Source organism: Sporolactobacillus spathodeae, from assembly GCF_016908935.1.
Taxonomy (GTDB): Bacteria; Bacillota; Bacilli; order Bacillales; family Sporolactobacillaceae; genus Sporolactobacillus; species Sporolactobacillus spathodeae.
Genome location: NZ_JAFBEV010000001.1, coordinates 169,450 through 189,274, shown reverse-complemented (window position 1 = coordinate 189,274; position 19,825 = coordinate 169,450). Strand labels below are relative to the sequence as shown.

The window sequence follows — 19,825 nt, the reverse complement described above, 5'->3', positions numbered from 1 at the left end:
AATTTATTTGTGAACAAATTTTCATTTAGGCGGATTAATAAAGACACGGGACACCACTTTTTTCGAAGAGGTCCCATTCTCAAGCGAGCAGAATTTCTCAGCGAATGCATCGAAATGGTCAGAGATAGCAAAACCTGACTGCTCAATCTCTTTAACGGCCTTAATCACTTCACCCGTCGTTTTAACAAGCGGACCAGGCGCTTTCTTTTCAAAATCAAAATAGAAGCCGCGCAGATTGTCGCGATAATCTTCAATATCGTAGGTAAAGAAGATCATCGGTCGGCGTAAATTTGCATAGTCAAAGAATACGGATGAATAATCTGTAATTAGAATATCCGAAATCAAATACAACTCACGGATATCTTCATGATGCGAGAAATCATAAGCAAAGCCCTGATAATCGGAGAGATCAAGATTATTCGCAATCAAGTAATGCATGCGCATAATGATGACGTATTGATCACCGAGTTCGTGCCGCATATAATCTAAATCCATATCGAGTTTAAACTTATAACGACCCCTACCGTAAAATTGATTATCCCGCCAAGTCGGCGCGTAAAGAATAACTTTCTTATCAAGCGGCAGTCCGTACTGCCGCTTGATTTCTTTTATCGCTTCATCGTTATTCGCTTGATATAAAAAGTCATTACGTGGATAACCGGTCTCTAGCATCTCCTGATGGAAACCAAAAGCACGGGCAAAAATTTCCGAAGAATAAGCATTCGGCGAAATAAGGTAATCCCAGCGAGCGGATTCAGCCAGAAAATTACTTTTGTATTTCTCAGCATTAGTGCCGGGCATATGGACTTCTTCCATATCCATCGCCAACCGTTTCAACGGCGTGCCATGCCACGTCTGCAAATAAATCGTATGCGCCGGTTTTGCCATCCAGAGCGGCAAGCGTACATTGGTTACCCAATAATTGGCACGAGTCATCAGATACAACCACTTTAACGAGAAGCGTTTGACGTAAGGGACACCATGCGCTTCGAAAATTTCGGTATACTTCGGACTGGCACTCCAAAGAAGCTGATAATCCGGACAATTATCACGCATATACTCATAAATAGCCCGTGGATTGCAACTATACTGGCGACCAAAAAAGCTTTCAAACAGCACAAGATTTTTTTTGACTGGAAGATGGGCCATGATTTGGAAACTTTGATGATAAAGATGAGCAAATGTTTGACTCTTTTTGATCCGCCGTCCAAGTCGTACAAATTTCCCTTTAAACGCGTTGACAATTGTATAGGGGGCCATTCGAAGGACAACACTATTGTTTCGATTGCGCTTGACACTCAAGCTCCGTTTGACCTTGTTAATTTTGATCACATGGCGACCGGTAATAATTTTTTTTCTTGAAAGAACGCGGACCGGTTCCTCGGAAAAGAGCAAACCGTTTTTCGGATGGACAAATTCAAGCCGGAAATAGTAATTTTCCGCGCTTTCAAGTTTCGCCCCATATTCAGCAGCGAGCGGTTTCAAATCGATTTCAACAGAAAAACCAGACCAATCATAATTGCGACCGATTGAAGCGGCTTCCTCCGTTAAGTCCTTTCGCTCAACGTTTTCGGCCCGCCATTCACTAATCACATTTTCCTCTCTATCAAGCAAGAGTAACTTCTTCTGACAGTCTTTATTTTCAAGGCTGTCGATAACCGGAAAGAGAATGAACCCATCGAGCTTTAACATGTAATGTTTGCTGATAACCGCAGAATCTAGCCGTGCCATGACATGAATGGTTTCGACTCGGATAGAGAAAAAGTCTTTCTTCGTGTAAAACGGGACCATCATCAGATTCTGCGGCGCATCATATTCTGCAAACAAATCAAGCTTCTGTATCTCGCTCATAGCCTCGCGCTTCAAACGAATTTTCAAGTCTGAAGGGGTGGCGAACTCCGGATCATTTAATGATTGATCCGGTGCTAGTCCTTCTGCCAATGTCTTTCTGATTTCCACATTTTCTGTAAGAAACGCGTCAATAAAGGGCTTATCTGCAGGAAAGCGTAGATAACAATCCCAATATTCACGGGCGAATAGAATTTCTTTTTGTTCCGCTAAAGAAATTGAAGATTCCGCTTGCCAATTGCCTGCCTCAGTCCTATGAATAGCAGTCAGAGGAAATCGATACGCCTCCTCGCCATATCGATAGCTGAAGACGAGTTCGGTCCTCTGTATATAGCTCAGCTCAATTTGCGCCGCAAATGTCAAATGAAAAGTCCAGCTATCTTGCGTCGCGTCAAACTTGAGCAATCGCGCATGTATCGACTTTCTTAAATATTTTTCCAATTTTTCCTTCATTTCTACGCCCTCCAGAGCTTTTTAATGACTTTTACCGTTTTACAAGCAGTCCGAAGCGGAGACTGCTCGTATCCCAGTAAAAAGGATTGATTTCGGGAGTGGTCGCCTCATTCGAGCAAGCTCACGATATACTGGGCAACTTGGCGGCTTGATTGGCCTGTTGAATACTTATTCCAGATCTGTGAAAAACGCGCTGCTTCTCTCCCTCTCCGCGCGGCCTGGTGAATACATGCGACGAGCTGCTCCTCGTTTTCGGCAATAGGGCCCGGCACTGTTTCGAGATAGTCTTCAGTCAATCCACGTGTCTCCCTATAGTTTTCCATATCATAAGGGAAGAAAATCATTGGCCGATCAAGTAAAGCAAATTCAAAAGGAATTGAAGAATAATCGGTAATCAACATATCGACCCCAAGAAGCAACGTGTTAATCGGCTGATCGGAACAATCGATAATGAATCCAGAATGACTGGGTAAACACGCCTTTTGCGAAACAAGCGGATGAAATTTCAGAAGAAATACAAAATTATTGCCCAGCTTTTCTTCCAATACGTTCGGGTTAAAAGGGAGGGCATTCAAATTTGTTTGATTGTCACGGAAGGTTGGCGCATAAAGAATAATAATTTTATTACCATATTGCCTATGAAATTCCTGACGAATTTTTTCTATTTTCTTCTGATCAAAAAAGAGATCCGTCCGCGGGATTCCTGTATGTATAAAATGATCGGTTCCAAGACCAAAAGATTGGTGAAAAATCTGCTCCATGGCGTCGGAACCGACAATAATTTTATCAAAATGGCTGTACACCTGTTTAAAACGCTCTCTCGCCCGCTTCGTACGGTGGGCAATCGAATGATCGCAGAGACCGAACGTTTTGAATGCGCCAACCGCGTGCCAAAGCTGAATACAAGTAACATTTCTCCGAAAATGACTGACCGATAAAAAAGCAAAATAGTTGTCCACAATAATCACTTTGCCCGTCGCCAAGTGATAGGCCGCATGCAAGAGATGACGCAGCCGAAAAGTTTCGATTGGGAAAGTCGAACAGCCTGTTTTTCTGAAATCCTCGATCACTTTACCACGGCAGAGAAAAATGATTTCTGCCGCTACGTGTTGCTTTCTCAGCGCGTGAAACACATAAAGTGGGTTGTCTGTGAAAGAGGCAACAAAAACTATTTTATTTTTTAATGGCAGCAAGCGGCAAATCGAAAACACCATTTGGAAAACACGCAAATAGCACGCAATAAGAACTTCTTTAATCATTTTTTAACGGAAAACAAATCATGCTTGATTTTCGTTGTGGAAATGCCAACGGTTCGCGGTAAATAGATGACTTCGCAATAATCTTTCAGAAAATCAAATTTACCTTCCCAGTCGTCACCCATGACGAAAATATCAATGTCGTTCTCCTGTACGTCTTTTATTTTCTGATCCCAATCGTTTTCCGGAATGACCTTATCTACATAACGGATGGCTTCAAGAATTAACTTTCTGTTCTCATAGCTATGATAGGCTTCCTTATGCTTTAGGGCATTGAATTCATCAGTTGAAAGCCCGACGATTAGATAATCACCTAATTCTTTGGCGCGACGTAAAATATTGATATGTCCGTAGTGGAGAAGATCAAAAGTTCCATACGTCAATACTTTTTTCATTTTTAACTTCACTCCTCAATTTCATGCATCTGTACCCATGCAGGATCAGGGTGCATGCTCTATGTTTGTCCAAAGGTACTGCATCAATAATAAAATCTGACTAATTCACTCTTTCTATACGCCCCTCGGATAAACCGTTAATTGAAAATCCGTAAATGAACACTTCAGTAATTATAAGCCTGGAAGCTTGCAAATACAATGACTTCTATTCATTTTCGAACAAGCGCATCAGCTTTTGAAGACCCAATACTTGCTTAATAGAAAGTTAACGACTAGTCCAACAAACGTGCTAATCAGTTTATCGATGATAAGCGGCAGCGACAAAAGTGAATGCATGATAATGAGCGTCAGCAGCAATACGGCTACATTAAGCACAATGAATTTCACCAAACGTGTTTTAGATTTTCCTGAAGCGGAAAAAGTGATTTTCGAATTGAATAGGTAACTATTGAGCATGCCTGCGCTATACGAAATCACCTGAGCAAAGGCAAAGTAAATAGAAAACACTTGCGTGAGCAGTAAAAAGGTAAAAAAATCGACAGCTGTATTCATCACGCCGACCAGTCCAAAGATAATCACCTGGCGGAGCAGACGTATTTTTTGCCATGCGGCGCTTGGAATATGAGCTGATCGTTCTTGTTTTTCACTCATTTTCTTCTATCCTTTCTCTTTTAGCTTAAGCCTGTCCACAATTTCAGACCGCTGTTTGAAACAGCAGCCTGTATTTTTAAAAACTGACTTCATCGACCTCAATCATCTTTTAATGATTATGATTCCGCCTTTTGTTACTGCAATTTCTGATGCAGTTGATCAAGATAACGGACCAATTCGTCCCGCCATTCCGCGCGGGAAAGCGCCATTTCAATATTTGATTCGATAAATCCAAGTGGCTCACCAACATCATAGCGCTTGCCGCTGAACAAATAACCATACACTTTTTCTTTCGTTAGCAAATTGGAAATCGCATCGGTCAATTGGATTTCCCCGCCCTTTCCCATTTGCTGGGCACCAAGAAAATCAAATACAGCAGGCGTCAGAATATAGCGACCAATTATGGCTAACGTTGAAGGCGCCTCACCGATGCCTGGCTTTTCAACCAAACCCTTTAAGGAATAAAGATTGTCCTGCTTCGTCTCTGGATCAATAATCCCGTATCTGTTCGTTTTATCAATCGGTACATTTTTAACAGCGACGATGCTTGACTGAACTTGATCAAATTTCATCATCATTTGCCTGAGACAAGGGGTGTCATTCTCAATGATATCATCACCGAGCAATACCGCAAAAGGTTCATTGCCAACGAATTGGCGAGCAGACCAAATGGCATGTCCCAAACCCTTTGGCTCCTTCTGACGAATAAAAAAAATAGCAACGGACGAGGGTTGACGGACTTGCTCAAGCAGATGATACTTTCTTTGTTTCAATAAATGCGATTCAAGTTCGAATGCATGATCAAAATGATCTTCAATCGCTCGTTTGCCTTTACCAGTGACAATGATAATGTCCTCAATGCCTGAGGCGACTGCTTCTTCAACAATATATTGAATCGTTGGCTTGTCGACAATCGGCAGCATTTCTTTCGGCATCGCTTTTGTCGCTGGGAGAAAGCGCGTACCGAGACCGGCTGCTGGAATAATAGCTTTCCTTACACGTTTCATAAAATCCTCCTGATTAATCATTGCTCATTGTTATCCGCTGAAAAAGCACGCAATTTATCAGGCGATCAGAACAAGCCACCCACATAGAAAAAGTTGGTCTGAAAGAACATATAATTTGTTGTGAGTATAGCGCATTTCGCAGCGGTGGAAACAAATAATGAAAATCTTTTTATAGCATATTCATCTGACAATGATCCGTTACAGGCTCTTATAATCAGTACTTTTCAAGAAACAAAATACCTGAGAAAAACCTTGGCTTTGCCAAGCCCTTTTTCAACAATTGCGCTTCGGTTGCGCGTTTGCCGCGGACGTCGCGCGTTTCCTCAGCCAAGCGAGAATCTGCAGGGTCTCACTTGGCTCGCTTTTCCCGCAAGGCGTCATCACACATTGCCTTTTGGTCAGTAAAACAACAATAAATTTAGATATAGCTAAAAAAAAATGCCTCACGGTCGAATCAATCGACTATTGAGACATCTTAATCGGAGTGATTATTCATCGGACAACTTGGCGACAAGTTGAAGCATCTGCATCAATTCATCGTCGTTTAGTTTTCCAAACACCTGTTGTAAAACCTGCCTTCTGACAACGCTAAGCGCTTCGTACGTTTTGACGCCCTTATCTGTTACGGTCAATTCTACAATCCGTCGATCCGTCGTTGAGCGCCGACGCTGAACATAACCAGACCGAATCAATTTATCGACAACAATCGTCGCATAGCTAGGCGTGACTTCAAATTGTTTCGCCAGACCCGAAGCGGTTTCTTGCTGTTTCTTGAACAGGCAAGACAGGAAGACATACTCATGCGCGGTGATGTTCGATGTGTGGTTTTCATTGATGCTTTTCTTGAATCTTCGAATCATAATTGCCAAGGCATGCTCAATCTGTTCAATCGTTGCCTCTCTTTTTTTTTCGTCGATGAGTCCCATCTCCTTTGACGTTCGTCAAGCGCTGGACTAGCCTCCGTAGAAACGATTAGAAGGAACGACCGGCTCAGCTCAATGAATCGTTTGTTTTTTCTTAGATGGTGTTGAACGCTTAATAAAAAATGAAAGAATCAAGGCGACAATTGTCAGGCCAGTGGCCACAACAAACGCATCATTTATCCCTTGAATTGTAGCGAGCTGCCCCATTTTCCCATTTAGAAGTTGGCGCATCAAGCCTTGTCCTGCGCTGATTGAGAGATGCTGTGAATTGGCCAGTGCGAAACTGGCCATACCGACTTGGTGGTCAAGCGGCGTGTTACTTAGCGTCACATGGTTCGCAAATTCACTCATATGATAGGTAGTCCGATTCGTCATCACCGTAACCAGAAAAGCTGTGCCAAGCGAGCCAGCCACTTGGCGCATCGTATTCGACATAGCCGTCCCATGACTATTGAGCGTACGTGGCAAATTATTCAGCCCCTCTGTCATTATCGGCATCATCAACAATGACATACCAAACATACGGGCTGTGTAAAGAAACATGATGTGACCAAAAGACGTCGCATCCGTCAGTAATGCAAATTGCCACGTTGTCAGAACTGTGATTAAAAGGCCGATAATCGCAAGTGGACGCGAACCGATTCGATCAAATAAGATTCCGGTGATTGGCGACATCACACCCATCAACAATGCACCCGGAAGAAGCAGCAATCCGGATTGCAACGGTGTAAAGCTGCGGATATTCTGCAAGTAAATAGGCAGAAGAATCATCGCTGCAAACATTGCCATTGTGATAAATATATTAATAATTGTCGTAAGTGTAAATATTTTGTAGCGAAACACCTTTAAATCCAGTATCGGATTCTCGATAACTAGTTCCCGCCACACAAACAGTATTAATGAAATAATGCCGATGATAAGCGTAAGTTTAACGGATAGGCTGTCCCAGCCTTTATTGCCAGCTTCGCTGAAGGCATAGAGCAACCCGCCAAAGCCAGTCGTCGAAAGAATCAAGCCAAGAACATCCAACTTCGGAAAAGTACGTTTGCCAACATTAGCCAGATAGCGGTAAGCAAGTGCAATATCAATCAATCCGAGTGGAAAAACAACCCAGAACAAGAGACGCCAAGTAAAGTGTTCGACAATATAGCCAGAAAGCGTCGGACCAATCGCTGGCGCGAAAATCATCGCCAAACCCATCATACCCATTGCCCCACCGCGTTTTTCAGGTGGGAAAACAGTTAGAAAAACATTGGTCATCAACGGCATAATAATGCCGGCACCTGACGCTTGAACAACGCGACCAATCATTAAAAACGTAAATCCAGGCGCAATTGCACAAATCAATGTCCCTGCCGTAAACAAACCCATTGCTGACAGGAATAGACGACGCGTGGTGAACGTCTCCATTAAAAAGGCTGTTACAGGAATCAGCACACCATTGACGAGCATATACCCGGTTGTAATCCACTGAGCAGTACTCGTTGAAATATTAAAAGCCGTCATCATTTTCGGCAAAGCCACATTCATCAATGTCTGATTAAGCAAAGCTATAAATGCACCGAGCAATAGCACAAGCATCACAGATAGCAAATTGATTTTTGGACTCGTGACATTTGCGCCAGTTGGTGCCATTGCCGCCTTTTCAGGGCTAGTCCTTCTATTGGGTTCGATCGTTGTTTCCGATAATTTCTGCATCCGTTGTGAACGAATTGTTGTTTCTTCAGGTGTTTCTCTTCGGCTGATCGTTTTAAATGCCCGTTTGGCCCGTGCCTGTGAATCAGTCAATCCGGCTTTTCGGCGCCATCTTCTGTGCAGCAATAGCCAATTAAACAAAACCAGCGCGACAAGCGCGCAACCGCCATAAATGGAAAGGAACGGTGTCATCAAATCCCTCCTTCCGTCTTATTTTAAATATGAATTTTAACGGTAGCGTTCATGCCCGGAAGCAGTTTTTCGCCTTTGAAACCGTCAAGTTCAATCTTAACCGGCACAACTTGAGTTACTTTTGTATAATTACCATTGCTGTTTGAATTGGCAATCAAGGAAAATGTTCCCGCAGTTGCCGTTCCAATTTGTGTCACTTTTCCGGTGAATTTCGTCCCTTTGAACGCATCGATAGAAACATCAACTTTTTGTCCGACTTTCACCTGATCAATACTGGTTTCATCGACATTAGCGGTGATATAAAGCGCCTTTAAATCAAAAGCTTCTGCAAGTTGTGTGCCCGCTGCAATAAATGTGTTTTTCACGGCACTGTTTTCGGCGATTGTTGCTTTCTCTGGCATCTTGACCTCAGTCTGAACCGGTTTGCCAACTGCGCCCATTCCTGAAATTTTCCCAATCACCTGGTTCTGATCAAATGTTTTCCCCGTATTGCCGGACCATGAAATCAATTTGCCTGAGGTCGGCGCTACAATCGAAATTGCTTGACCGCTGACTGCAGCGTTATCCGTTCGAACATAATTTGCTGCCTGATCGTAGTAATAGTAGCCAACCGCGCCGCCGCAAATAAGAACGATAATGACGATAATGTTAATAATAAGAAGACGAGTAAAATTACTCATTCCTAGTTTCCCCTTCCATTCTGTAAAATAGATAACCTTGTTAATAGTTAACTTTATTAACTTTTTTTGTGCAAAGAGTAATATAGCATTTTTTTTAATCAATCACAATAAAAAAGTAAAAAAAAATTGGATGATCCGAGTCCTCTTTCGTAGCAAAAGCGCGCTTCGGTTGCTCGCTGCATTTTTGTGCAAAAATCTTTATACTTTCTAAAAAAAAAAAAAACAGCGGTCTATTTGATCGCTGCTTGGTCTATAGAATATTACCGATTTAGTTCTGCTTCATGAAGCGTCTCTGCCGCGTACGCCGACCAGCTCTCCAAGTGCGTAAAAACTGATTCTGATTTCAATTCAGAAAGAGTCAGCCACTGGCCTTCCAACTTATCTTTTTCTTTTACCGTGACCGTCGCCTGCTGTGGTAGCTGAATCAAAACGAGAATACCGATATGCACACGACCAACTTCTGTTTTATCGTCGTTGATATAACCGACCGTGCGCGTACTCAGCTTTTCTCCAGATTGTTCAATCAATAATTCTTCTGAAATCTCACGCTTCAGGTTGTTCTCCAGAATCTGCTGAAAATCAGAAGCTTCATCGACCGCATTCATATGGCCGCCAACACCGATCGAGAGTTTCCCATGCAGGCGTGATTCTGCGCCGCCGCCAAGTCGTTTATAGGAAAAAAAATGATTTCCTCTCTGGATTATTGCATACGTAATTGGTTGTTTATACGCTGGATTCTCCTCAGCGTCTCCGCGCCGCATCACTTGCCAGGAACTAGCAAGATTTTGTTCAATTATCTGAACCTTCTCGACAGCTTGAAGTGTTCCTTGAAAAGTAAGCTTTTGATCAGCACCAAAAAGCGCCGCCCTTTTGACCACAATGATCGGTTCATCCATTTTACCCATCGTTCATTACCCCAATCTGATCGTTCTGTTTTCAACAGTGACGGATTACTTCAGTATTGTCAAGAGCTCACGAAAGGATATCTTATCACAAAACGAGGAAGAAAATTGGGCATTCGCACATCTATACAGAACTAGGCGATTTATCATCGCCAATTGCCCGTGCCCATCATAGAATATCATATCTCGTGATAAAGGAGTGACTTGAATGGGCAATATGGGTTTCGGCGGATATCCGTCCAATATGGCTTACGGTGGTGTAGGTGACGGCTGTGGATGCGGCTTCCCTTCGTATCCTGTCGGCGGTATTTCCTGCGGCAGCGGTTTTGCGTTAATCGTTGTACTGTTCATCCTGTTAATCATCGTTGGCGCTGCCTTCGTTTGCTAAACTGTCTTTGAACACGAAGAGAGGATGCTTCAAAAGTCGATTTTTCGGCCTTTGGGCATCCTTTTCTATGGAGTCAATGATTCGTCGCTCTGTTTCCTGACGTCAATTACGGATAGCACGGGAAACACTTCAGAAAGGACAAGCCGTCGTTTGAATCTCTATTGGTTTCTTTCTAAAGAAGTTCACTAGAGTCCATCAATACTGCTTAACCGACCCAAACTTTTCGACAGACTCACGATACAAAACGCCCATTGATTCATGCAATGAATCGACGCGAACTGGGCATCATCAATATAACAGGGTATTCTGCATCTTCTTTGGAAACTTCTTCGCATTTTGGAGGCTTTTTGTTCATGAAGTCGTGCGTCTATTGTATAATTTAATTAGATTCACAAATCTAATTCGGAGGTGACACCTGCTGCTTTTTCAAAAAAGCGCAGGAATCATTTGCAGGAATCTCTTGGTGTTTTAACAATTATCCTTTTAATTATTTTTACCGCCTTCTTTGTAGCGGAAGAATTTGCGATCGTAAAGATCCGTTCCACACGTTTGGATGAACTCATTAAACAAGGAAACCGTCGAGCCGGCGCAACAAAAAAAATTGTCACCGATTTGAACGCGTACCTTTCCACCACTCAGCTCGGAATTTCGGTAACCGCGCTACTGCTCGGATGGATCGGCGAACCGACAGTCTCTCATCTGTTGCACCCGTTATTAGACAGTATCGGCTTGCAAGGAGCGCTTGCGGCAACCGTTGCGACTGTTGTTTCCTTTTTAATTGTCACGATTTTAAGCGTTGTGCTCGGTGAATTGGCACCAAAAGGCATTGCGATTCAAAAGGCTGAGCAGATTTCCCTTGCCTTAGCTTATCCGTTAATCTGGACACATCGTTTGTTCTTCCCTTTTATCTGGCTGCTAAACACATTATCTAATCTCGTGATGCGTCTTGTCGGAATACAACCGGATGCTGAGCACGATCAGGCTTTAACGGAAGGCGAATTGCGGCTGACCTTATCCGACAGCTTCAAGAGCGGTGAAATCACCCAGGGTGAATTGCGCTATATGAACCGAATTTTTGATTTTGATGATCGCACGGCGAGAGAAGTGATGGTCCCGCGAACGGAAATGGTTTGTATCTATGAAGAAGATCCGTTGGATGAGACACTCCAGGTGATTCGCAATGAGAAATTCACGCGTTTTCCTGTCGCTAAAGAAGACAAAGACCATGTGATTGGCATTATTAATATTAAGGATATTTTCACGGATATTCTGGATAAGAATTTGCATACGCTGAACGATTACATTCGGCCTATCCTATCGGTGATTGAAACAACACCCGTTCGTGTTTTACTCGAAAAAATGCAAAAAGAAAGTATTCATATGGCTGTTCTCACCGATGAATATGGCGGTACAAGTGGACTGGTTACCGTTGAAGACATTCTTGAAGAAATCGTCGGCGAGATTCGCGATGAATTTGATGAGGCAGAAGAACCGTTAATTAAAACAATTGACAAAAATCAAGCACTTGTTAGCGGAAAACTGTTGATTGCACGAATCAATCAAATCTTTCAAATCGATATCGAAGAAGAGGGTATTGATACCATCGGCGGGTGGATGTTGGCGGAAGATCCGAATATTCGTGAAGGTTCCATTCTCCAATATGATCATGTCACATTTGAAGTGATACGGATGGATGCCCATCATATTCTCAATATCAAAGTCAAAAAAATAGTTGCCGCTCAAGAATCCGCGAAGTGAAAAGCAAAACGGATATTTGAAAACCAGCATAAAAAAACACGGCGTCGTGAACTAGACTCCGTGTTTTTTTGCGCTTAATAATTTATAAGTTTAGAGGCTACGCAATCGTCAAGAAAGCTTAGCACAACCAAATTTTCCTAATTAATATTTCAAAGTTAAAGTTGTCGGCGCAGGTGCTCCGGCACATCCAGCTGATAAAGCCTTCTGTAACGCGGATAACGGTCAAGAAGCTGTTGGTGGGTGCCGTGCATTTCAAATCTTCCATCTTCCATAAATATGATTTGATTCATTTTTTCAGTACCTGTCAGGTGGTGCGTTATCCAAAGCAACGTTTTTCCTTCAAGTGTTTCAAAAATTGTCTGCAAAAGCTCTTTTTCGGTTATCGGATCAAGACCCACAGTCGGTTCATCAAGAATAACAATTGGGTTATCCTGCAACAGGATACGGGCCAGTGCCAGGCGTTCCTGTTCCCCGCCAGAAAAAATTGAACCAGCTTCATGCATCTGCGTTTGATACCCGTTCGGAAGACGCTCAATTTTCTCATGAAGTCGCACCCACTTGGTCGCTTGAACGATCGCTTCAAAGCTTGCCTGTTCGTTCCCAAGTTTGATATTATTCAGCACTGACGTATCGAACAAATGCGGGTTCTGATTCAAGACAGAAATTCTGCGACTCATCCGATGACCAAAATGCTCACACGGTATCCCGTTCAGCGTTATTGTACCATGCTGCGGCTTAAGCGCCCCATAAATCAAATGCGTTAATGTCGATTTTCCAGCGCCGCTCCTCCCGATCAGTGCCACACGCTCGCCCTGGTGAATGCTTAACGAAATATTTTCAACAGCCCAATCTTCATTTTCGCTATAGCGATAAAATAGGTTATCGGCACAAATAGTTACTGATCGTTCGTCTAGTTTCGGTTGGATGCTACTTTCATTTATCGAATATTTGGGTTCCTTCCCCGCAATTGTATTGAGCCGTTGGAATGCTTCATTGTATTGTGGGAGACGTTCAACAGCCTCAGAAACGGGAATCAATGTCTCGCTAATTGAGAAAATAACAAGTACAAACGCCGCAATCAAGGTGCGGCTGATGTGTCCGTCTGCAGCCATTCCACCTGTCCAATAAAGGATGATCAAAACAGCGCCACCGATCAGTAATTGACTGAGTAAATCGCGCAGCCGACGGAAATCTTCAAGCCGACGATTTTCCTGTGTCGCTTGTTTCTCCAACTGATCATGGGCAGCGAGAAAGGCTTGCTGTCTACCCGAAAGTATCCAGTCCCCAATGCCTAATACCGCATCTGTCATTTTCTCATAGAGTTGATGCCTATGCTTCAGTAAACTTTTGCGTTTATGCCGGGACCAGAGCAACGAAAACAGCGGAAAAAAAACAAGCAGTAGCAATAAATAAAGACCGATCAACAACGCAAAAATACCATCCAGACTACCGACGACTGCGATCCAGAATCCATAGACGATCACAGCTGTGGCACCTGGAAGTGCTGTTCGTAAATAAATATCTTGCAAGTGTTCCATGTCGTCTGAGAGGATCGCGAGTACATCGCCTGCCTGATAATACGATCGATGGAAAAGTGCCACTGGTTCCAGTTTATTATAGAGTCTTGTGCGCATCTCAGATAAAATGCGCAATATGGTATCATGGCTCGTGAGTCGCGCTGTGTACTGAAAAACTGCTCGGAAAATACCAAATGTACGGACACCAACAATCGGCACATAGATCATCAGAATATTTTCCGGACGCAAGGCCGCCTTTGAAATTAAATACCCGGATGTAAAGAGCAGACCTGCCGCGCAAAGTGCGCCAAGCAAACTGACAAAAACAGATAAGCTCAGTCGTCGCCAATGTTTCATCATATAGGGGACAATCCACGTTCTCATCAGAGGCCCTCCAATTGTGTGCGAACAAGCGTCGCATAAAAACCATTTTTTCGTACTAATTCTGTCGGCGTCCCGTATTCGGTAATTTTACCGTTCGCCATCACAATCATCTCGTCCATCTGATCCATCCAATGGAGCCGATGCGTTGCCAAGAAAACTAATTTTCCTTTAAATAATTGGATCATCGTTTCTTTCAATTCATATTCCGTTTCAATATCCAAATGTGCCGTTGGTTCATCAAGCAGGAGAATGGGGCGATTGCACAAATAAGCTCGTGCCAAAGCGATTCGCTGCTCTTGACCGCCACTCAACTGTCGTCCGCCGGCGCCAATCCTTTCCTCAAGCCCATGATTCATTTTACTGACGAGTGCATGGAGGCCTGCTTTTTCTATAGCCTGCATCACTTCTTCATCCGTCGACTCCGGCGAATAGAAGGTGATATTATCCTTGAGCGAACCACTGAACAGATACGGATGTTGTGGAATATAGGTAATCTGCTTGCGCCAGTCCTCATGATTCAGTACTGTTTGCTGATTATTCACTCGTATGATGCCGCTTTCCGCTGAAATAAAACCACCGATTAGATCAATCAACGTCGATTTTCCAGCGCCGCTCGCACCAACAATCCCGATTTTTGTGAACCCGCGCGCTTCCACCTGAATCGAAGACAGCGCACTCCTTGTTCCGGAAGGATAGACATAAGTACAATTGCAGATTTCCAATGACGAATCTTGATTCCAACGCTGTTCTGGAAAAGCCTTTTGATGCGCCAGACGCTCGTCATCCGTTTCCTGATCTGAATAAGCAAGAAGTTTATGTGCCGCCTCTTTCCCATCAAGCGTCGCGTGATAATCCTGTCCCAGTTCACGAACCGGAAGAAAAAATTCAGGAGCGAGAATCAATACGGTTAATGCCGGGAATAGGGTGATCTGTCCATTGATTAACCGCAGCCCAAGCGCCACAGCCACAAAAGCAATCGACAACATACTGAAAAAATCGAGAGCAAATGAAGACATAAATGCTAAACTCAGCGTCCGCATGGTCATTTTTCGATATTTATCGCTGACACGGCGAATCGATTCGGCATGATGGCGACTCAGTCCAAGATAACGAAGGGTTGAAAGACCACGCAGCGAATCAATAAAATGATTCGACAACACGCGGTATGAAGTCCATCGATCGTTCATCTTTTTTTGCGCCGCGAGTCCAAGCAGGACCATAAACACAATTAATACTGGCATGGCAACGGCCAAGATGACCGCCGACAAGCGATCAAGCGTAAAAACATAGCATAATATCATCACTGGCAAAACAACATTTGACACCATTTTTGGTGGAAATAATTGCAAATACTGGCGAGCCTGCCCGACCCCCTCCATAACGAGTGTCACGAGGTTACCGGTTCCTTCATTAGCCGCAAATTTAGGGCCAAGCTTAAAAAGCTTGGCCAGAAAATGACTGCTTAAATCTGAACTGGTCCGCTCAGCGAACCGCTCAGAAATTGTTTGGATAAGAAAGACACAGAAGTACCTTCCTGCGAATGCACTGAAGAAAAGGAGCATTTGCCTGACTTCATCCTGTACAGACTTTCCATCAAATAGATGAGTAACCACTTCCGCGAGGAAAATAGCCTGGACAATCAGGCACAGACCTTGCAATAAAGTCAGGCAGGCAATGAGCGTAAATACGCGCTTGGCACCCCGATAAGATAAAATTTTGCGATCCATAGAACTAGCTTGGCTAAAAAACGCAAATTTTTCTTGCGTGCCAAGCATTCACATCCCTTCTTCAATCACATGCAAAAGCACCAATCTCAGTAACCTGTTGTGTCGTTACTTGTGACTCTCTTTCTGAAAGCATAGTAGCTCCAAATCGTGTACGCCAGTACAAACGGCAGGAGACAAATGGTGACGATCGTCATAACCGTTAATGAATAATTACCAGATGACGCATTAGTCACAGTTAAATCATAGGCTGGTTTGATGCTGCTGACCATAACCCTTGGAAAAAGACCGATGAAGAGTGAAGATACCGTGAGAAGAATAACGCCCGCATTCATCCCAATTGCCCATCCGTCTCTCTCTTTACTAAGAAAATAAAGCGAGAGGAAGAGCACCACGACATCAAGTAAATAAACGGGCACAAGAATTGTTCCGCGGCGAGCAAATATATCCGTTGCGAAATAAGAAGCAACGATGAATACAAGAGCAACGACGGCAAGCGCCCAGAAAATCTTTTTAGCAAGCGTGCGTGCACGATTACGCAAGTCGCCTGTCACACGCAGGGTCAGGAATACAAGGCCGTGATACAGGCAGAGTAGTGTTATCAACAAGCCACCCAAGACACTGTATCCATTGACGATATCAAAGAAGCCCGCGTGCATGTTCATGTTCTTATCAATTGGGAGTCCCTGAACAAGTGTCGAGAAGACAACGCCCCACAGGAACGGTGCAAGCAGTCCGGCTACGAAAATCAACCAATCCCAAGTTGCCGTCCATTTCGAATTCGGAATTTTAATTCGAAATTCGAAAGCAGTCCCGCGACCAATTAATAGGAAGAGCATCAGAACAAGTGGGACGTAAAAGCCACTGAAAAGTGTTGCATACCAATTCGGAAAAGCAGCAAACATTGCGCCGCCTGCAGTAATCATCCATACTTCGTTGGCATCCCAGAATGGCCCGATCGCTTGGTTCAAAACGGTTCGTTCGTCCTTATTGTGAGCGACAAACCGAGTCGCCATCCCAACACCATAATCATAGCCTTCAAGAACGAAAAAGCCAATAAACAGGACTGCGATAAGTAAAAACCAGAGGTTACTCAGTAACAATATGATACGCCTCCCCGTCAAATGGATCACTGGATTCCATGGCATCTTTCTGATTCAACGTCGGTCCTGCCTTAAACGTTTGAACAAATAGATAGACCATAATGATGCCAAGCAGTGTATACGCACTGACAAAGACAATGATAGAAAAGAGTAATTCACCAGCCGAAACATTAGGTGAAACGCTAGCAGCTGTCTTCATGAACCCGAAGACTGTCCAAGGTTGACGGCCGATTTCCGTCATCAACCATCCTGTCGTACTACCGAGATAAGGTACAGCAATTGAGGCAACAAACGCACGGAGTAACCATTTGCTTTCCGTCAGTTTATTTCTCCAAAGTTGAATCACGCCAATAATGCTGAGCAAACAGAGGATGCCGCCCATCACAGTCATCACACGGAAACTCCAAAATGTCGTTTTAACCGGAGGAATATAGTTGCCAGGTCCATATTTTTTGACATATTGGCTTTGAAGCGTGTCCATTCCCTTGACGTTACCACTGAATGTACCATAAGACAAATAATCGAGAAGATAAGGTATTTTAATTTCTGCGGAATTTGTATGATTTTTCGTATCAATGGAAGCACTCAGCGTCCAAGCTGCAGGACTGCCACTGTCTTTCCATAATCCTTCACTGGCAGCCATCTTCATCGGCTGTGTTTTAACCAGATACTGTGCTTGAAAGTGGCCAAAGAACGTGAGGAGAATTGATGAGAACAAGCCGACAGTCAATGCGATTTTCATTGATTTCTTGAAAAATTCAGTATTGCGTTTCTTAAGCAGGGCAACAGCGCTGATACCAGCGACGACAAAAGCACCCGTTGCAAAAGAGCCAAATACGGTATGCGGGAATTCAACCCACAACTGACCATTAGCTAAAAGCGCGCCAAAATTATTCATAACTGCTCGGCCATGTTCAACAGAGAAGCCGACAGGGTGCTGCATAAAAGAGTTTGCTGTTAGAATCCACAAAGCGGATATTGTCGTTCCGGCTGTTACAAGCCAGATACAGAGACAATGCACCTTTTTCGAAAGACGATCCCAGCCGAACACCCATAAGCCAATGAAAGTTGATTCAAGAAAGAAAGCCAGTAATGCTTCGATCGCAAGCGGTGCACCGAAAACATCACCCATAAACCGTGAATATTCGGACCAGTTCATACCGAACTGAAATTCCTGTAAAATACCAGTGACAACACCAATAGCAAAATTAATTAGAAAGAACTTTCCCCAAAATTGAGCCATTGACTTATAGACTTCTTTTTTCTTGACAACATACAAAGTTTCCATAATTGAGACCAACAAAACAAGACCAATTGATAATGGCACGAAAAAGAAATGGAAAATTGTTGTTGCCGCGTACTGAAATCTTGCCAAACTCAATACGTCCATACGCTCTCCTCTTTTCTCTATAATAAACGAGTGACAGTTTTTTGAGAGCGCTTCAATAGTGACGAAAGCACTACTCTTGTAACAGGTGTCACACATCACACTTAATACTTTACAACTTTTTGTAACACTTCTAGCCGCCTTTTGTGTCAAATCATTGTCTTATGTGTGACTTATTTTTGTACATTATTTGTCAATTGATATCCATTATCAATTATTAAAATAAGCAGGCATACAGGCGATAAATTGTTATAGCCATTCTTCTTTTCACGACAAAAATCAGCTATTCCAGCAATTAAAGCGCTATTTTCAAAGAAATTTAGAACGTCTATTGTTATTATTTGGGAAATCCTTTCCGATTGAAGCGCTATCATATAAAAAAACAAGCTAATATACCAGAGATAAAAAAATCACAACGCGAATTGGTTTATTTGTTCCGCAGTACTCGCAACGACAAAAATCACAACCGAATGAGTAGCAAAGTCATACGCTTTATTTTTGATAAGACAAACCGGTCTACCATGTCCTTTTTCAGCAGTTACGCTACGGCTGCTTGCCTCTTCACTACGTTTTAGCTCCAAAATTATGTACATGCTGAACTCAGAAAACTTGGCAAAGCCAAGTCCTTTTTCAACAATTGCGCTTCGGCTGCTTTTCCCGCAAAGCGCCAGAGCACTGCGCTGCATTTTTGTGCAAAAATCCTTATACCTTCTCATCTCTGCACAAAAAAGGAAATTTTCCATCAAAAAGGAAAATTTCCTGTATAAACAAATTTATTTTCTTTCAAAGCCTGTGTATTTCCATACTCAATCCCGCTTATTAAAATAGGCGTTTAATTGGCCTTTAATCATTCGTTCACGAACTTTTGCATCATAACGCTTGCCCTGTTTTTTTTGCATTTCTTTTCTGAGTTCGGAAGTTTGCATGCCATCTTCCATTTTATTCGCAATGTCCATCAACGCTTCTACGTCTGAGAAAGAATATTTACGATTGCCACGCTCTGAGCGTTCAGGAAAAATTAGCTTCCGCTTCTCATAGTAACGAATCTGTCGTTCACTTAATCCCGTTAATTCGCAGACTGTTCCGATTGTAATGACTTTCTTGTAGAGATAGGCATCTTTTTGCGAGTGCGCCGCCATTGTTCACGCCTCCGTTTAAGCATTCATTTTTAACGTCCATTCGCCAATTTACTTTGTAAGATAATATTACATCAAGACTTTGTAGCATACAATTATATTGTCAGATATTTTTACATAGAAATGGATTCATTTTTGATAGTTGGGTACAATAATAAAGAATTAATTGCGCTTATTGCAACCTATTCAAGAATTTCGAAAGAGGTATCCCGAGATGAACCCTCGTGTTGCAAGAAAAGATAGGACCATTAAAGAACAAAGGAAACAATTTATCATTGAACAATTACTTGATAAAGGGATTTATAAATGCAGAAATCATCAACTATATGAATTATCGCTTGATGAACTTGAGAACACATATCAACAATTATCCTGTGCGAATTAAACCTCATAATGTTTCTTACCTAGGCCTGTTATGTGCCTGTG

18 protein-coding genes are annotated in these 19,825 nt (G+C 43.0%); 3 read left to right on the top strand and 15 right to left on the bottom strand.

Annotation, left to right across the window (positions count from 1 at the left end; genetic code table 11):
* Nucleotides 1-21: 21 nt before the first annotated feature.
* The 9 genes from JOC27_RS00820 to JOC27_RS00780 all read right to left on the bottom strand — a co-directional run bounded on the left by JOC27_RS00820 (nt 22) and on the right by JOC27_RS00780 (nt 10,005).
* Nucleotides 22-2,301: a CDP-glycerol glycerophosphotransferase family protein gene (locus tag JOC27_RS00820; RefSeq protein ID WP_205005083.1), complete on the bottom strand. Its 2,280-nt coding sequence runs from the start codon at nt 2,299-2,301 to the stop codon at nt 22-24.
* A 107-nt stretch (nt 2,302-2,408) separates the two neighbouring features.
* On the bottom strand, nt 2,409-3,515 hold the full coding sequence (locus tag JOC27_RS00815) for a CDP-glycerol glycerophosphotransferase family protein (protein WP_205005082.1): 1,107 nt from the start codon (nt 3,513-3,515) through the stop codon (nt 2,409-2,411).
* Nucleotides 3,516-3,556: 41 nt separating this feature from the next.
* Nucleotides 3,557-3,952, bottom strand: coding sequence for a glycerol-3-phosphate cytidylyltransferase (gene tagD / locus JOC27_RS00810; protein ID WP_205005081.1), 396 nt, complete (start codon nt 3,950-3,952; stop codon nt 3,557-3,559).
* Nucleotides 3,953-4,180: 228 nt separating this feature from the next.
* Nucleotides 4,181-4,603 carry a GtrA family protein gene (locus JOC27_RS00805; RefSeq protein ID WP_205005080.1) on the bottom strand — a complete coding sequence of 141 codons (423 nt, stop codon included), beginning with the start codon at nt 4,601-4,603 and terminating at the stop codon, nt 4,181-4,183.
* Between the two features lie 134 nt (nt 4,604-4,737).
* A complete protein-coding gene (gene galU / locus JOC27_RS00800; protein WP_205005079.1) occupies nt 4,738-5,610 on the bottom strand; it encodes a UTP--glucose-1-phosphate uridylyltransferase GalU in 873 nt (290 codons plus the stop codon).
* A gap of 488 nt (nt 5,611-6,098) precedes the next feature.
* Nucleotides 6,099-6,536, bottom strand: a complete 438-nt coding sequence (locus tag JOC27_RS00795) for a MarR family winged helix-turn-helix transcriptional regulator (RefSeq protein WP_205005078.1) — start codon at nt 6,534-6,536, stop codon at nt 6,099-6,101.
* Nucleotides 6,537-6,605: 69 nt separating this feature from the next.
* A complete protein-coding gene (locus JOC27_RS00790) occupies nt 6,606-8,420 on the bottom strand; it encodes a DHA2 family efflux MFS transporter permease subunit (RefSeq protein ID WP_205005077.1) in 1,815 nt (604 codons plus the stop codon).
* 23 nt (nt 8,421-8,443) lie between these two features.
* Nucleotides 8,444-9,100 (bottom strand): HlyD family secretion protein, encoded by a 657-nt coding sequence (locus JOC27_RS00785; protein ID WP_205005076.1) that lies wholly within the window; start codon nt 9,098-9,100, stop codon nt 8,444-8,446.
* Between the two features lie 260 nt (nt 9,101-9,360).
* Nucleotides 9,361-10,005 (bottom strand): hypothetical protein, encoded by a 645-nt coding sequence (locus JOC27_RS00780; RefSeq protein ID WP_205005075.1) that lies wholly within the window; start codon nt 10,003-10,005, stop codon nt 9,361-9,363.
* A 205-nt stretch (nt 10,006-10,210) separates the two neighbouring features.
* Here JOC27_RS00780 and JOC27_RS00775 point away from each other — a divergent pair, with 205 nt between their 5' ends.
* Complete coding sequence (locus JOC27_RS00775; protein WP_205005074.1) at nt 10,211-10,390, top strand: YjcZ family sporulation protein; 180 nt, start codon at nt 10,211-10,213, stop codon at nt 10,388-10,390.
* 447 nt (nt 10,391-10,837) lie between these two features.
* Nucleotides 10,838-12,148, top strand: coding sequence for a hemolysin family protein (locus JOC27_RS00770; RefSeq protein WP_205005073.1), 1,311 nt, complete (start codon nt 10,838-10,840; stop codon nt 12,146-12,148).
* A gap of 155 nt (nt 12,149-12,303) precedes the next feature.
* On the opposite strand, the gene cydC is transcribed toward JOC27_RS00770, so the two are convergent.
* The 6 genes from cydC to JOC27_RS00740 all read right to left on the bottom strand — a co-directional run bounded on the left by cydC (nt 12,304) and on the right by JOC27_RS00740 (nt 19,402).
* Nucleotides 12,304-14,049, bottom strand: a complete 1,746-nt coding sequence (gene cydC / locus JOC27_RS00765; protein WP_205005072.1) for a thiol reductant ABC exporter subunit CydC — start codon at nt 14,047-14,049, stop codon at nt 12,304-12,306.
* The gene (cydD, locus tag JOC27_RS00760; protein WP_205005136.1) at nt 14,049-15,776 is read right to left on the bottom strand and encodes a thiol reductant ABC exporter subunit CydD; all 1,728 of its coding nucleotides are present in this window, start codon (nt 15,774-15,776) and stop codon (nt 14,049-14,051) included. Before cydD ends, cydC begins: the two co-directional genes overlap by 1 nt.
* A gap of 86 nt (nt 15,777-15,862) precedes the next feature.
* On the bottom strand, nt 15,863-16,879 hold the full coding sequence (cydB, locus tag JOC27_RS00755; protein ID WP_205005135.1) for a cytochrome d ubiquinol oxidase subunit II: 1,017 nt from the start codon (nt 16,877-16,879) through the stop codon (nt 15,863-15,865).
* Nucleotides 16,863-18,266, bottom strand: a complete 1,404-nt coding sequence (locus JOC27_RS00750; RefSeq protein WP_205005071.1) for a cytochrome ubiquinol oxidase subunit I — start codon at nt 18,264-18,266, stop codon at nt 16,863-16,865. Before JOC27_RS00750 ends, cydB begins: the two co-directional genes overlap by 17 nt.
* A gap of 407 nt (nt 18,267-18,673) precedes the next feature.
* Nucleotides 18,674-19,009, bottom strand: coding sequence for a hypothetical protein (locus tag JOC27_RS00745; protein ID WP_205005070.1), 336 nt, complete (start codon nt 19,007-19,009; stop codon nt 18,674-18,676).
* A gap of 60 nt (nt 19,010-19,069) precedes the next feature.
* Entirely contained in the window at nt 19,070-19,402 is a 333-nt protein-coding gene (locus JOC27_RS00740) for a MerR family transcriptional regulator (RefSeq protein WP_205005069.1), read from the bottom strand.
* A gap of 211 nt (nt 19,403-19,613) precedes the next feature.
* Here JOC27_RS00740 and JOC27_RS00735 point away from each other — a divergent pair, with 211 nt between their 5' ends.
* Nucleotides 19,614-19,784, top strand: coding sequence for a Fur-regulated basic protein FbpA (locus JOC27_RS00735; protein WP_205005068.1), 171 nt, complete (start codon nt 19,614-19,616; stop codon nt 19,782-19,784).
* Nucleotides 19,785-19,825: the final 41 nt, after the last annotated feature.